Below are 15,676 nucleotides of genomic sequence, written 5' to 3'. Positions count from 1 at the left end.
AAAACCAATAGACACTCAATATTTAAAACATAGCAATTAAGGTCGTTAAGTGCGCGGATAAGCGCCGCGCACTTAATATAAATTTATTCATTTTCATATAAGGAGGAAAATATGAAATCAAAAACACTTTCAAGTAGACTGATTGCCGGATTTTTAGGGTTCAGCCTGCTTGCATCAGCGGCTATTCCAGGAATAATGCCGCAGGCGAAAGCCGCAGGGGATTCTGCAACCTTTTCAGCTGTTGCTGATAAAACAGAGGTGCATCCGGGCGACACCTTTACCGTGTCTGTTTCAGTAACACCGGACCCAACTGTGGGTTCTTACGAGGCAGCGCTGGAATATGATCATGATAAGGTAGAGGTGGTGGACACTACTAAATCTGCTTACATCATTGTATTTGCCCCTAATGGCGGCGGCGGTTCTACCGGCGTTTATGCCAATTGGTTTGGTGTTGACCCGATCGAGTCTACAACAGATTTGTTTACGGCTACCTTTAAAGTAAAAGACGGTGCAGCGGGCAGCGCTGGCCTGGATATGAAGCCTTTAGTTGTAGCTAATGGTGCTGCTGAAGAAATTACTGCAAATTCCAACGGAACCGCGACAGCGGTAAACATTACTGAAGCGCCGCCGGCTCCGGTACCAGTAACCGGTGTAGCGGTTTCCTTAGACGCTTCTGAACTGTTCCCAGGCCAGAGCGCGCAGGCAACTGCTGCTGTTGCGCCAGCAGATGCGGATAACCAGAACGTTAGCTGGTCTTCCTCTGACGAAGCTGTCGCAACCGTAGATGCAGACGGCAAAGTGACCGCCATTGCAGCAGGTACTGCCAGCATTACCGCGACCACAGAAGAAGGCGGCTTTAAAGACTCTGCCGATGTGACCGTTAAGGCAGACACCGTTAAAGCATTGGCTGTTGCAGCAGCGCCGACCAAAACAGATTATCTCCAGGGCGACGCCATCGATTTAGCTGGCGGTAAATTAACCGTTACCTATGAACAGGCAGGCGACGTTGAAGTGGATATGGCTCAGGCTACTGCTATTGTTGACATGAATCAGGTAGGCGAAGCGGTTCCGGTCGCCATTGAATTTGGCGGACAGAAGCTGGAAAACGCTTTTACCATCAACATTAAAGCAGCCACAGTTACCGCTCTGGAACTGATCCAGGCACCGACTGGAAAAACCACCGTTGGGGACGAGTTGCCAAACCTGGAAGGCGGCATGATGAAAGCCACCATCAACGATGGCGAAGCCGTCCGTGAGCTGCCATTATCCGATGCTGAAATCACAGGCTATGACAAAACAAAAGCCGGCGAACAGACTTTAACCGCAACCTATGGCGGAAAATCCATTGAATTTAAAATTACCGTTGCAGAGGCCCAGGCTGGTGGCGGAACAACGGATGGAACTGACGGCGGACAGAACAACGGCGGTGCAGCGGCATCCAATGTTAAAAACCCAGTAACAGGTTTGAACTTCACACAGGATGAAGTGAACGGCTTTGGTTTCTTAACCACTGGCCTGGCCATCTTAGCCGTCTCTGGGATCAAGGTATTCCGTATGAGAAAAAAGATGAACTAGCCAACATTTAAAAAACAAAAAACTGATACATTAAACATCTATTTATTATTACACACAACATTACACAAAACATTTAAGCACACCGGAAAGGGGAACTCCCCCTTTCCAGAACACAAAACACGAAATTCTATGACAAGGCAATTTAATAATTAGCAGCAAGTGGGCGGACGTTGGATTTTGCAGCCATTTTGGAAAGGCAAAATGCGCGCCCGCCTTCATTGCATATGGGATCTGACAATAAAAGGAGAAATCATCTATGAAGAAAAGAAAAACAAAAGAAGTTTCGCAAAAACTCGCCGCTGGGATGATGTCCGGGGTGATGCTTCTCAGCTCCACTGGGGCGACCACCCTGGCTCAGGAGGCACTGCCGACAGATGTCTTAAGTGGTGGTGATGATACCAGACAGATGCAGAAAGGGGTGGCATTAACGGCGGAACAGGCCGCTCCAACTCTTGCAAGCCGTACCAGTACATCGGTAACGCTGAACAGCACTGATAGCTTGTACTACACTGCCTATAAACGCGATGGAGGAACAGCGGAAGTCTGGAAACAGGCATCTGGCGGCACCATTGTGTTTGAGGGTTTAGAAGCCGGAACGGCTTATAGCTTTCAATGCTCTGCCGACAGTAATGGCAATAATCCGAGCCCGGCAGCCAGTTATTATACCCTTCAGGCAGCACCAAGCACCCCAGAGAGCTGTGCGGCGATCAGCTATCCTGAGGAAACAATCACCATTAGCCCGGGGTATGAAATGAATACCGTTTCGGATTTTAAAGGCGATCCTATAAAAAGCGGTGATGTGATTTCTGCTTTTATTGGCAAGTCGCTTTATATTCGCGCCGTTAAAAAGGGGGAGATCCCGGAAGGGGAAGCCGCCGCTTATGCGATTAAGTCACGTCCTGAGAACACCACGGCCGTGCCTGCAGACAGGGTTACCCGTACCACCAGCGGCTTCAGCTTCACCCCTGATGCGCTGGGCGTTTACCAGTATACCGGCGGCAGCCAGCTGATACCCAAGACCATTAACGGCGGTAGGGTTACGGGTCTGCAGCCGGGAACAACCTACAACCTGATCAGTTATACTGCCGCTACCGATGAAGCTTTTAAATCTGGCACTGACAGCCAGGAGCTTCGAACTAAAAGTGTGGTGGCGCCTGCCACAAAGGACGGTCCGGGACAGTCCGACAGCGCTAACACGGTTAAGGTGGATAAAAACGAAGCGGACCTGGCAGAAAGCATTACCTATACGGTTTCCTATGCAGAGGGCTATACGCCAAGCATGACCATTGGCGGAACCGAGCTGTCCATCGATGCGGCTCAGGTAGATCCCGAAAACAGAACAGCGGTCTTTTCCTACACGGTTAAAGAAAGTGACACCACAATCAATGCTGTGGTGCATTTTAACAACCGCAGTGTAAAAGCAGCGGACACGTTGGGGGCAAAGACACTGTATGCCAATGACGCCGCCAACACAAGCGCCGAAGCCCTGGCGGCAAGCCTGGATTCAAAGGTACGCGTAACTTATGATAATAAGACAACCGGCGAAGTCGACGCGCACTGGCAGATGAAAAAGGGCCAGACCTTTAAAATAAAGGGGGGCGAGTACACCTATGAGGCGCTTTTAGGCGATGTGACCGCAACACAGGCCCTGCGCGTACTCGCGGTAAACGCAGCCTTTGAACCATTAAAAGATGAAAAGCTGCCTGTAAAATCAGGGGGCTACACTATGGCCGATCTGGGACTGAAGGATACCCTTGAGGTTACCTACAGCGGGACAGGCTTCGAAACAGTGACAGACAATGCAGCAGTAAACTGGAGCCCCTCAGTTCCTGCGAATTTCGGGGCAAAACAGACAGACCGGCAGGTGTTTACGGGAACGGTGGCTATACCGGAATGGGCGACTGTAAACAGCACGGCAGTGAGCCGGGAGATCACCTTTGGCACCCCTGTTAAGGTAGAAGGCCTGGTGCTTTACAGCAAAGCTTACGATGGTACGACTGTAGCCAACTGGAATAAAGATGGGCTTAGCTTTATGACCCTATTGTGTGATGGCTCACCGCTGGAGGGCTACACGCTGTCTGGCAGCAGCCCGGTCATTCATCTGGACAGCGCCAATGTTGGAAAACGTACCATTGCTTCGGTTGAAGACCTGTCTATCAGTGGGCCAGAAGCGGACAAATATGTTCTGGACTTTAGCGGCTTAAGCACGACGATCACCAAACAGGTGAATGTTGCCGCGCCGGATAAACCGACCGTAGTGCCCGCTTCAGTCACGGATGCCAGTGCTGAGGTCAGTGTTGCAGACCCGGCGGATGGCTACCGTCTGGAGTACGCCTGTGCCGAAGACAGCCAGGCCCCGGCTGTCTGGCAGACAAGCGGAACCTTTATCGGCCTAAAGCCTGGAACCAGCTATCAGTTCTACGCCCGCTATGCAGAGAGCAGCAATAATGCGGCCTCACCTGCAAGCCAGGCGTCCGACACTGCTAAAACCGACGCTCAGGTGAGTGAACCAACCAAGGCCGGGGCTGGAAAAAATGATGCGGGCTGTACCATTACCGCGAGCACGACCCACGCCAAAGCTGGAGAAAAAGTGACTTACACTGTGAAGCCATCCGAAAATTATACGGTGGCCGAGGCAGATGGCCTGAAGGTTAACGGACAGGCTGTTGCATTGACAAAAGGTGCGCAGGATCCAACCGGCGTCAGCACCTATACCGCAGACTATACGGTTACAGACCAGGATACGGTTATCAAAGCGGAGGCAAGCTTTAGCAGTCGGACAATCAGTACGGTCACAGCCCCAACAGCGGTCACGATGAACGCCAATGATCCCAAAAACGCCAGCCAGCAGGCTTTGGAGCAAAGCCTGCCTCAGACGGTTCAGGCAGTTTATGATAACGGAGCCAGCGGCGAAGAATCCGTGCAATGGGTTTTGGACGAGAGCAGCAGCTGGGACATAAAAGGCGGCACCTACGCCTACAATGGGACACTGGTCAGCAGCCCGGCAAAGACAACAACAATGAGCGTAACGGTTGATAAGGTCACTGCGACAATGCCTGTTATTGCCGCCAAAACCATCGCTATCCGGGATGAGGCCTATACTATGGAAGAACTGGGATTGGGCAGTACCGTGAAGGTAACCTTTGACCAGAGCGTTGATGCTATGGATTGCCCGGTAAGCTGGAATCCGCAGTCACCAGGAGATTTTGGCACCAAAGGGGGATCGGCTGCAGAAAAAACTTTTACCGGAATGGTCACACTTCCAGATTGGGCAACCGTTTCCGGGGCTGCAGAAGTTACGGCTGAATATAAAACAGCTGCGCCGCTCACCGTAACGGGCATTACCGTTAAACCTAAAGCTTATGATGGCACTAAAACAGCCGAATTGGATTTAACGAGTGCGGCGTTAGTCGGCGCTGCTGCGGGCGCTGACGTAAGCTTTAATAAAAGCGCCAGTTTAACGGCTGAATTTGAGGATGCCAGCGTTGGCGCCAACAAAACCGTCAATGTAACAGGTAATGCTCTTTCGGGCGCTGACGCAGATAAATACATCATTGACTGGGCCGCTTCAAAGCTTATGGGTGAAATTACAAAGGCAAGCGTCAGCGCAGCGCCGGCAGCGCCGGTTGTGGATGTTTCCCAAACCACTTCTACCCGTATTGCTTTAAAGCCTGTGGAAATAACAGATCCTACAGCGCTGGCGGCAGGCGCCAAAGCACAGTACAGCCAGGATAAGATCAACTGGCAGACCAGCCCGGTCTTTACCGGCCTCGAACCTGGAACAGCCTATACATTTTATGCCAGAGTGGGCGCAACAGGAAATACAAACGCGTCAGACGCTTCTGCGGCCAGCGCGTCAGAAAGCACCAAGGTGGCGGTAATTGCACCAGTGCTGGATATTTTTGGCGACTGTGCTGCCGGTCAGGGGTGCAGTGTTGAGCTTTACGACGCCGCGAATAAGAAGATAACCAGTTTACTGGAGGCAGCAGCAGGAGATAAGGTGACTTATAAAATCACCTATTGCGACGCGCATACCATGCACTTTACTTTTAAGGGGCAGGAGCTGGCTCTCTCAGAAACAACAGAAGGGATGAAAAAAGCGCGAGACCAGAAACGTACCTGGTATTATGAATATACAGTTCAGCCTGGTGACAAAACCGTTACGGCTTCGGCTGAAGCGGCGGAAAAGAGCGTAAAGGAAATTACCGCGGAACCCATTATTATGGCGGCCAACGATGTGCGCAACCAAAGCCTGGAAAACATTGAGAAAGCGCTGCCAAAGTTTGTTCAATTCGAATACGATAATGGCACCGAAGGTACCGACAGCATAAAAAGCTGGAGCCTTAAAAACGGCGAATGGGACATTAAGGGGTCAGACCTTACCTATGTGGGCACGCTGACAAATAATACCAAAGCAAAAGTGACTCAGGTGGTCAAAGTAGAGCCGGTTACAGCTGAGATTGAAACCACTGTGGGAAAAATTACCATTAAAGAAAAGCCTGAGGGCTACACTCTGGCAGAGCTGGAAAGTGAGGGCCTCCCAACCACGGCCAGCATTCGATACGATAATTATGTGGACATCCGTGATAAGACAGCCGCCATTATCTGGCAGCTTCCGGAAGATTTTGGCAAAGTGGCAAAAGACCCTGCCGAGATTACCGGAAAGGCTGTACTTCCAGAATGGGCAACAGCTGCAACCGATGTAATGCAGGCCAGCTTTACCGTGACCGCCCGGCAACAGGCCAAACTGATCATTGACCCAGCAGATATTACAAAGGTCTATGACGGAAGCACAGTCATTGAAAATGTGCCGGTCCGTTTAGATGAAAGCACTCTTGATGCTGATCATAAAAAGGTAGCTCTGTCCGGTGAAACCGCGACTGTGCGTTTCCAGACCCCAAATGCAGGAACAGGGCTGAACTATTCGGTCGAGGGCCTGACACTGACCGGTGAAGATGAAGCCTGGTATTCCTTAACATCCAATTACAAAGACGGCGTTATTACTCAGGCGCAAATTGAGGCTCCGGGCGCTCCGTCTGTGGCGGACATAAGCCTGAAGAGCATCGCGTTAAAGCCGGTAGAGCTGGACGGCCCAGCTAAGGCGTCCGGCGCCAAGGTGATCTATCAGATCTCGAGCGATAATGGTAAAAACTATGGGGATAATGCGGATAAATACAGTCCAGTCTTTAAAAATCTTGATCCCGGAAAGGCATACAGCTTTAGAGCCATTGTTGAGGCTACCGCCAATACAGAGGCCTCTGAGCCCGGAATGGCGCTGGAGGTCCGAACAAAGTTTAACCCAGTACTGCCGATTATTGCAAAGACTTCTCCCTGCGCAGGAGATGCTGAATGCCAGATTGAGATGACAGATGCCCAGGGCAGAACGATCACAGAAAAAAGTGAAGTTGGCGCCGGAGACGTTATTCACTATACCGTCACCAGCTGTGACCACCATACGCCGGGCAGACTGCTGATTAACAGTAAAACCGAGGTGGCTTTATCGGGTACGGATAAGGTGCGTACAGGCGCATATACCATCACAGGTGAGGACAGCCAGCTAATCTCCCAGATTACCTTTAATGACCGGCAGGCCGTACGGGTTGAGTCGCCTGATCCAATTGAAATGTACGCAAATGATGATAGAAACCAGAGTGCCGATGATCTGGCAGGCTGCCTTCCAAAGGAAGTGGCAGTTATTTATGACAACGGTACCCAGGGAGCAGAGGCCATCAGTAAATGGAACCCCTCCGGCATGACCTGGAATCCAAGGGGCGGCGATTATATCTATGTGGCGGCGGTTGGCGCAGGCGGACAGTTCTTTGCGCTGCAGAACGTTACCGTCAAGCCTGTCAGCGCAGCCTATGAACCCTTTGCGGACACCACGCTCCCAACCCGCGAAATGCCATATACCTGGCAGGAGCTGGGGCTTCTCGACACCATTGCAGTCACCTATACCTCGGAAGATGGAACCATAAAAGAAACAAAAGACGAACCGCTGGTCTGGACGCCGGATGTTCCGGAAGATTTTGGAACGGCTGAAGCCACTCAGACTTTTACTGCAAAATTGGCGCTTCCAGCTTATGCGGGCGGCGAGAAGGTCCTGACCAAAACAGTCCGCGTGAGTGAGAAAAGCGCACTGGTGATCCGGGGCGTTAAGGCCCAGGATAAGGTCTATGACGGTACTGCAGATGCGGTTTTAGATTTCAGCCAGGCGACCTTTACCGGCGATCCGGGCTTTGGCAGCTATACCGTTGACTGGGATCAGGCAACAGGAGCCTTTGAGGACGCCAACGCCGGAGACAGCAAAAAAGTCACAGTTGAAGGCATTGTTCTGTCTGGTCAGGATGCGGACCACTATATTTTAAGCGTTGAGCAGGTGAGCGCGAGCATTAAAAAAGCCGAGATTACCGGCGTTGTTTTTGAGAATGCCCGCTTCCCCGAAGATGGAGCGACCCATAGCCTAAAAGCTGTATATCCAGAGGATTGCGGCATTACAGGCGTCAGCTATACCTATGAAAAGGACGGGGTAAAAACCACCGAAGCGCCTAAAGCAGCAGGGACCTATACCGTGACCGCCTCCTTTACCGTGGACGATAACCATCAGGCCAAAGCGCCCATGACTGCAACCATGGTCATCGGTGAAGCGGGAGGAACAGTAGAGGATCCGGTTGTGGAAGGACTGCCCGAAGGTGTGACTGGCTGTACAGTCACGGCAGATAAAGATCATGTAACAGAGGCTGGAGAAGTGGTAACCTATACCGTAACCCGGAATCAGGACAGAAAGTCTTATGTACCGGCAGTGATGACCGTTAACGGACAAGCGCTGACACTTACTTATGACCGGGCAGCTGGAAGCTACCAGGCAGTGTATGTAGCCGAGGACCCAACGGTTTCGGTCACGGCAACAGTGCAGTACGTGCTTCTGGGAAGCTTTAATGGAGACAGTACCATCAATATTATCGACGCCCAGCAGATTGCCCAGGCAGTAGCGGCAGGACAGACGCCATCAGCTGTGCAAAAAGCGGCCGGAGATGTGAATTTTGACAATAAAGTCAACATCATCGATGCTCAGCAGATCGCGCAATATACAGCCGATCCCGAAAAGAAGTTTTAAATTTAATTCTATAATGTACCTGTCGATGCTCTTTAAACAGCATCGGCAGCTGCGTTTTTGTGCGTAGATTGTTTATGAAAGTGGGGTTTAAGATGTTAATCGGTTTAGTAGGTATGATACTGTCAGGATTTGCAGGGATGGGGCTGGCTGTTTATCAAAACTTAAGAAATAACAGCAAAAGTTCAAAATACAGACGCATAACAGGAGTGTTTACCTTTGTTAATGCAATGGCAGCAGGCTTTTTCGCTTTTAAAGGTATTGGTATTTTTTTATTGAGTCTGCTAAGCTTTATAACCACTCTTATCATTATGTGTTGTATGTGTATGGCAGGAAATATATCTGAAAATGAATGGTGACAGATAGTTAGGAGTGTGATAAGAATGCGTCGAAGATATGTGACAAATCAAGAGCATCCTGATATGGAAAGTACTTTAAATATTTTAAAAAAAGAAAAGGGATATACTTTCAATAGCCAGCAGTATGTAGCCATTAATTATGGATTGTGCGCAGGTGCAAATGTGCTGGAAACCGCGGCCCCAGAATACAGCGGCGGACAGCTGACTGAGATTTTCAGGGTGCAGGCGCAGGGGTTGGACGATACGCTTTTGCGTAATCCTGAGCTGGGTGCGGCAAAAGCAAGAGAGCTGAGACTTGGCCTCGAAGCTGGTCTGGATATAAGTCTGATTGCTGACGTAAGTCTGCCATTGACCAATATCCAGTGGCTTCGGAGGGCCATGGCTAAAGGAATCGACATTACTCTTTACCCCGAGTTTAAAGGAAGCATTACAAAAATTATAAAAAAATATAATGAGCTCTGCAACCGGGAAAAACCCAAAGGAAAAAAACAGTGTACCTTAAGGGTCATCCGTGTAAAAGAAGAAGTGAATGAAATGGTGGTTCAGTATGATGATCTGGAAAAACTGGAAGCAGTCATTGGTAAAATTAATGGATCCCATCTGGACAAGGTTCAGCGGCTGAAAGAAAAATTATATGAAGGTAATATCCAAACATTGGGAAAGAGCGTTCTCGTGCCGGTTGAGCAGCAAACCTATTTTGAAATTGTGAAGGAATGACATAGGAAAAGTGATGATATGATAATATATTTAAAAAGGATCGCTTGCTTTGTGCTGTGTGTAATATCTGTCCTGTTGTTGACAAGTATTCCCAGCAAAGCAGCAGAGCCGGAATACAGCATTGATTTTACCCAAAGCGAGGAAGGTAATCCGCTTCCGGATGGGTGGAGTGTTTATAAAGGGAGTGCCAGTATAAAAAATGGTTACCTTGAACTGGAAAAAGATACAATTCTTTGTCTGCCTGAAAATCAGACAAATAGTAATTTTACTTACGAAGCAGATTTTACAATAACAGAGGCGAATAACAGTAGCCGGTGGTTTTCTTTGATGTACCATCTTCAAGGTAGTGGATCGGATCCGGCTCCATATATGAATATGTGTATTCGTCAGGACGCCACAGCGAGTAACGGCGTCGAGGTGGCATACAGAACATCTGGTTATGACTGGAATGTGGTAAGTACAGCAAGCTACGATCATTTTATTGAGGCGGGTAAAGTATACACCGCTCAGGCTATTGTAAATGGAAATAAAGTCATGGAATCTATTGATTCTAAGCCGATGATTCTTTATGATAATGTTTCTTCTGGTGAAAACGGAAAGTTTGCGCTTCAGACAAATGGGTGCAAGGCGCGTGTTTATGGTGTGCGTTTAAAGGAAACCCAGCCATTGCCAGACTCGATTCCAAGTGAAGCTGATAAAATTAAGGAGGTATATGAGCCAAATACTGGAATTGTCGCAGCCCCAACTGTTGTCTCGCAAATTGATGAACCGGTGGATATTTCAAAGCTTTCAGGTAGTAAACCACCGCAGGTTGCTCTGTTTGATTTGGTACTTCAGAACAATGCATTAAAAATTCGTTTAAATGCTGAAACGCCAATGGACTTGCGGCAAGGATTCGAACTCTGTGGAAAAAAGGTTATACCTGCTTTTTTAGTGGATAATATAGAGGAAGCTAAAGCCCTGATAGAATATGTGCGTTTTAATGGCGAGTTTGATTTAATGGCAGTTTCTGAGAGCAATGAGGTGCTTCAATACATTTATGAAGAAGAGCCGTCGGCTATTCGAACCATTCGTAAGTTTCAAACACTCGAAGGAGAAGAGGCGATTTCAAGTATTACGCATACCTCGAAAGCCTCCATTGCTATGGTACCAAAATCGATAAGCCGGGCGTCTGTTGAATACTTGCAGAGTCGTTTTCTGTCAGTCTGGCTAATGGATAATCAGGCGGATGATGAAGAAATGACAAGAGGTGCAATGGATAATGGTGCAAACGGCATCGTGGTAAAAAATGCAGAAGCAGTCTATCGGTTATATGAGCTTGTTGACGGTAAAAATGTTTATTGCCGCAAAACGCCTTTTATCGGGCATCGTGGCTACCCAAAAGCAGCTCCGGAAAATACCGTGGAATCACTGAGAGAAGCTGGATGGGCCGGCGTTGAGGCTGTTGAATGTGACGTATATATTACAAGTGATCAACGGTTGATCGTTAATCATAATGGTGATATCAGCGGATATACCACCAGCTCTGCAAGGGGAAACGTTGAATCGATGACGTTGGCTCAACTGAAGTCCTATACCCTAAAAAAAACGGGCCAATACAGCAATTGTAAATTCGCAACACTGGATGAACTCTTTGACACAATGGTCAATGAGTTTCCAGAAATGATTTTGGTGGTCGAGATTAAGACATCAAAGCCAGAAGTAGCACAGATGATAAAAAACTTAGCTGAACAAAAGGGCGTAGAGGACCGAATTGTAGTGATTAGTTTTAATGCGAGTCAGATCAGCAACATGGGAAAAACGATGCCTGGCATTGGTCTAGGTTATCTTTCGTCGCATTCTGGAAATAGCACCAGCGAGGCTGTCTATCAGGTTATGAAATCTGTCGGAAAGCTCGGAGCAGCTTTTGATCCTAACTACGGCGGCGTTAATAAGGCGCAAATGTATGCTCTGAGACACCGGGGGATAGCTACGAATGTCTGGACTGTTGACGGCGAATCAAATATTGAAACGCAGATTAACAATGCTGCTTTTTCAATTACAACAGACGATTCAAATATCCATAAAAATTATAATGTGCTTTTTTCACCGGAACGCTTGAATGCGGACTATATTCTTGGCAGACAAGACAAAACCTTTGATTTAAGTGTGGGAGATGTAAGGGTGAATGATGGCGACATGGTTCGTGTATACCAGTCTAAAGTAAATGAGCCGACACCTTATGGGATCACAATAGCGAATGGCGCAAAAGCCACTGTTATTCTCGATAATATTAACCAGCTTGCCTCTGTTGCTTCTGGTATCATGGTTGGTGAGCATGCCACATTAACATTGATGGTCAAGGGAACAAATTACATTGAAGAGGTTAATGCGGAATCAAGTGCATTTGAGCTAGGAAATGGTTCTGAGAGCATTATCAAAAATTTTGACAGTACAGATGGAACACTGATTCTGACACAGGGAACAGAGAAAAACGGAAAAGCGTACCAAAAAGCACTTGTTGGTGCTAATGCTTCATCAAGTGCAAAACTGGATTTGATGTCAGGAGTTCTTGATGTAAAATCAAAAGATAACGCACCGGCTATTGGGGCGACACAGAATTCTGAACTCGTATTTAATGTAAATGGCGGAAAGGTTTCTGCAATGACAACAGGAATGGGGGCAGCCATTGGCACGCCTGGTTTAGGAGACGCGGGAGAAAGCAGTACTGTTACCGTTAACCTTAACGGTGGTGATGTTAAGGCTCAGACCCAGTCTGAAAATAATCAGTTCGGAGGTGAGATCATTCGTTCTGGTGCTGCCATCGGAACAGGCTACGGCAATCCGGGCAACCAGCATGTTGTATGTAATATTCCAGAAGGTTCAGGCGCAGCTTTGAGTATTACATCTGCCTATGGCGGCGCGGGTATAGGAACGTCTGGCTGCTGGATTAATGGAGCAACCGCAGACAGTACAGTCAATTTGGGAAAAGAAATTGTGGAGCTAAATGTTCATGACGGAACAATCAGTGGGACAACAAGCGGCCAGGCACCGGTTATTGGTATTGGCTCCGGAAACCATGCCGAGCAAGACACGTTATCTAAAAAAGTTTTATTCAATATGAATGGAGGAAACGTATCGGCAAAGAATATCGGAACAGATTCCAAAGGCGGCGCCTCGCCAGTTGGAATTGGGATGTTTTCAAAAAATACCCTTTTTGAACTTAACCTTTCTGGCGGTTCAATTGACGCGGTATCTTCGGACAGCGCAACAGTTCAGACGGAGTCGCCTGCCATCGGCGTATCCGAAATGAATAAAAACAATGCAGATGTAAAAATTGAACCGGCCACAAATAATATGCTTAAGCTGAAGATTTCTGGTGGGAGTGTACGGGCTCAAACGCAATCGGCTAATCCAGCTATACAGGATATTGGTGCTTCTGAAAGCAATACACTTGATATAGTGATTGATGACGGAGAGCTTCAGGTCGTGAATGAGAAGATGTCTGTAAAAGCGAAAAACAGTGAAGGGGATAATGTTTACCCTGCAACTTTTGTTTTTGGCAATAAAACTGAAAATTTTCCAGTTCAGGAAATCCAGATCGGTGATAAACATTTTAAAAACAACCTTTGTGCCGTTGATGGAAAAGTTTCTTTATGGACTAAAGAAATGCCGGACGGGCAGCTGGTTACAGCCATCCTTAATGGCGAGACACAAAACTATGTAAATCATAACGCGAAGCTCACTTATAGCCAGGGATTTACCTTTGATATACCCGATGTCGCTTTGAAACAAGAAAGAGAAGCGCAGCAGCTTGGCAATCTTGCGTTAATAGCTTTTTCGGAAAATCAAGTGACTTTGATGTTGGATGGTACAGACCATGGTGCAAATATTTTTTTAGCCCCCTTTGAGCATGGAACAAGTAATCAGATTGGCGAAAGCCAGGCTGTTGTCTCGGGTCAAAATGAGTATGTATTTCAGGGAATGACCAGCGAAAAAATTTATGATTTTAAAACATTTATTGACGAGTCAGAAGAATTTTGGGGAATTGAGAGCGATCCAGTGACTGTAATGCCCTTTTCATATGCGCCAACCCTTTTAGATGCGACCATTGGTCAGGAGTATAGAGGAGATGTCTCAATGGAGAATGATCTTTTCCGTTATGAGCTATCTGAAGAAACACCTTTGCCCGAAGGAATGCAGTTTAATGAAAATGGTGAGATTACAGGAATACCGGTCAAAGCCGGTACAACAGAAATGAAAATCACGGCCATCCCAAAAGAACCAGGCATCGCCAGCAGTAACCGGAGAACAGCACAGATTCAATTAACGGTTAAGAATGTATTAGACCGAATTGAATACGTCGGTGAAGGAAAAAATTATGAGGTTTACGCCAATAGCGTTGCCAATAAATCTGCTGATTCGCTCAGGGCTTATATTAATATGAATACAATGATCAAGGGAATCTATATTGATCATACCGTGGAAGTAGGAAGTGCAGAAGAGCTGGGGCTGCAATGGACGACCGAATCAAGCTATCAACCTAAAGGAGGCGAATATGTCTATCAATTAAAATTTAAAGAAAACGTGTTTGAACAGTCCATCAAGGTCTCTCCTGTAGAAATTCAGTTAAGGCCACTTCAGGATATTATTAAAACGGTTTATGAGGGTGGCTATGAGAGCTATGCAGCCATTGGACTGCCCGAAAATGTTCAAATGCTTTATCCAGAAGGTGTAAATATTGTCGGAAATGAAAAAAGTGCAGGTATCCAATGGATAACTGAAGTACCAAAAGATTTTGGAAAAACCGTGTTAGAAAAGCCTTTTGTTTTTGAAGGAAGTGTTGAAGTACCGTCATGGGCCAGTGTACGGGAAGAGGATAAGACAATACGCATAAGCGTTGAGTTGACTAATAAGACTCTTCTTAAACCTGTTATCAGCATAAAAGATAAGGTTTATGATGGTAGTGTGAGCGCTGAGCTGGAAGCCTATCCGTTTATTAACAGGGAGGATCTGGCCGCCGGAACAGACGTCCAGTTATCAGGAATTGCGGATATGGAATTTATAGACCCGGATGCTGGAACTGATAAAATAGTTCGTGTAAATGGACTTACCCTAACGGGAACTGATGCTGTGAACTATGAGTTGGATTTGAGTGGAATTATTGCGACAATTTTCCCAAAGGCTATTCAGATTGACGGAGTAGTTTTTGAGGACAAAACTGTTTTTGAAGATGGAACACCACAAGCTATGTCGGTGAAGGGAACGCTTCCAGAAGGTATTGGTGTTGAGTACTGTTATCTAAAAAAAGGGGAAAGTACACCGCAATTTGTTCCACCGAAAAGCAGAGGGGATTACCTTGTAACAGCGCAGTTTTTGACGGATGCTAATCACATCGCCGAACCAGAAAGCTTGACTGCAAATTTAATAATTAACGCATCAGAGATGATTCGAATTCCTGAGATCGAAACCGGCCTAAGCCCGGAAGCGGCAGAGGGGATGGTGTTATCTGTTTTATGTAACGGTACGCCCATTCAGGCTGGTGCATCGGCTCAGAAGGGCGATGTGCTGACCTATTGTTTTGGTATTGCTGATAAGCGGGAGGTCTATGTACCATATGAATTGCTCATCAATGGAAAGTTGGTGCATCTCGAACAGATCAAGGATCAAAAAGGCTATTCAGGAAGTTATACAATAGGTGCCGACGATAACGCATTAACGGCTAAAGCAAAATGTGGGAAACTTGGTGATTTTACAGAAGACAAAAAGATCAATATTATTGATGCCCAGCGAATTGCCCAAATGACAGCATCTAGTGAGACACCCTCCAATGCAGAGAAAGTATTAGGGGATGTCAATTTTGATCAAAAACTTAATATTATCGATGCGCAAAAAATTGCTCAATATTCTGCGGACATTAAGATGCATTTTTAGT

General features: G+C 47.2%; 5 protein-coding genes. All 5 read left to right on the top strand.

What is annotated here, in order from left to right; genetic code table 11:
* The first annotated feature begins 111 nt into the window (after positions 1–111).
* The 5 genes from CPZ25_RS08805 (at position 112) to CPZ25_RS08785 (ending at position 15,675) form a co-directional block, all read left to right on the top strand.
* On the top strand, positions 112–1,575 hold the full coding sequence (locus CPZ25_RS08805; protein ID WP_096920227.1) for an Ig-like domain-containing protein: 1,464 nt from the start codon (positions 112–114) through the stop codon (positions 1,573–1,575).
* A 256-nt stretch (positions 1,576–1,831) separates the two neighbouring features.
* Positions 1,832–8,689 carry a YDG domain-containing protein gene (locus tag CPZ25_RS08800; protein WP_096920226.1) on the top strand — a complete coding sequence of 2,286 codons (6,858 nt, stop codon included), beginning with the start codon at positions 1,832–1,834 and terminating at the stop codon, positions 8,687–8,689.
* 92 nt (positions 8,690–8,781) lie between these two features.
* Positions 8,782–9,045: a hypothetical protein gene (locus CPZ25_RS08795; protein WP_133067089.1), complete on the top strand. Its 264-nt coding sequence runs from the start codon at positions 8,782–8,784 to the stop codon at positions 9,043–9,045.
* 63 nt (positions 9,046–9,108) lie between these two features.
* Positions 9,109–9,762 (top strand): hypothetical protein, encoded by a 654-nt coding sequence (locus tag CPZ25_RS08790; RefSeq protein ID WP_096920224.1) that lies wholly within the window; start codon positions 9,109–9,111, stop codon positions 9,760–9,762.
* An 18-nt stretch (positions 9,763–9,780) separates the two neighbouring features.
* Positions 9,781–15,675: a glycerophosphodiester phosphodiesterase family protein gene (locus tag CPZ25_RS08785; RefSeq protein ID WP_096920223.1), complete on the top strand. Its 5,895-nt coding sequence runs from the start codon at positions 9,781–9,783 to the stop codon at positions 15,673–15,675.
* The last annotated feature ends 1 nt before the right edge of the window (position 15,676 follow it).

This window comes from Eubacterium maltosivorans, from assembly GCF_002441855.2.
In the GTDB taxonomy this organism is placed as follows: Bacteria; Bacillota; Clostridia; order Eubacteriales; family Eubacteriaceae; genus Eubacterium; species Eubacterium maltosivorans.
The sequence above is the reverse complement of the archived record's forward strand: the minus strand, read 5'-3'. Positions and strand labels throughout refer to the sequence as shown.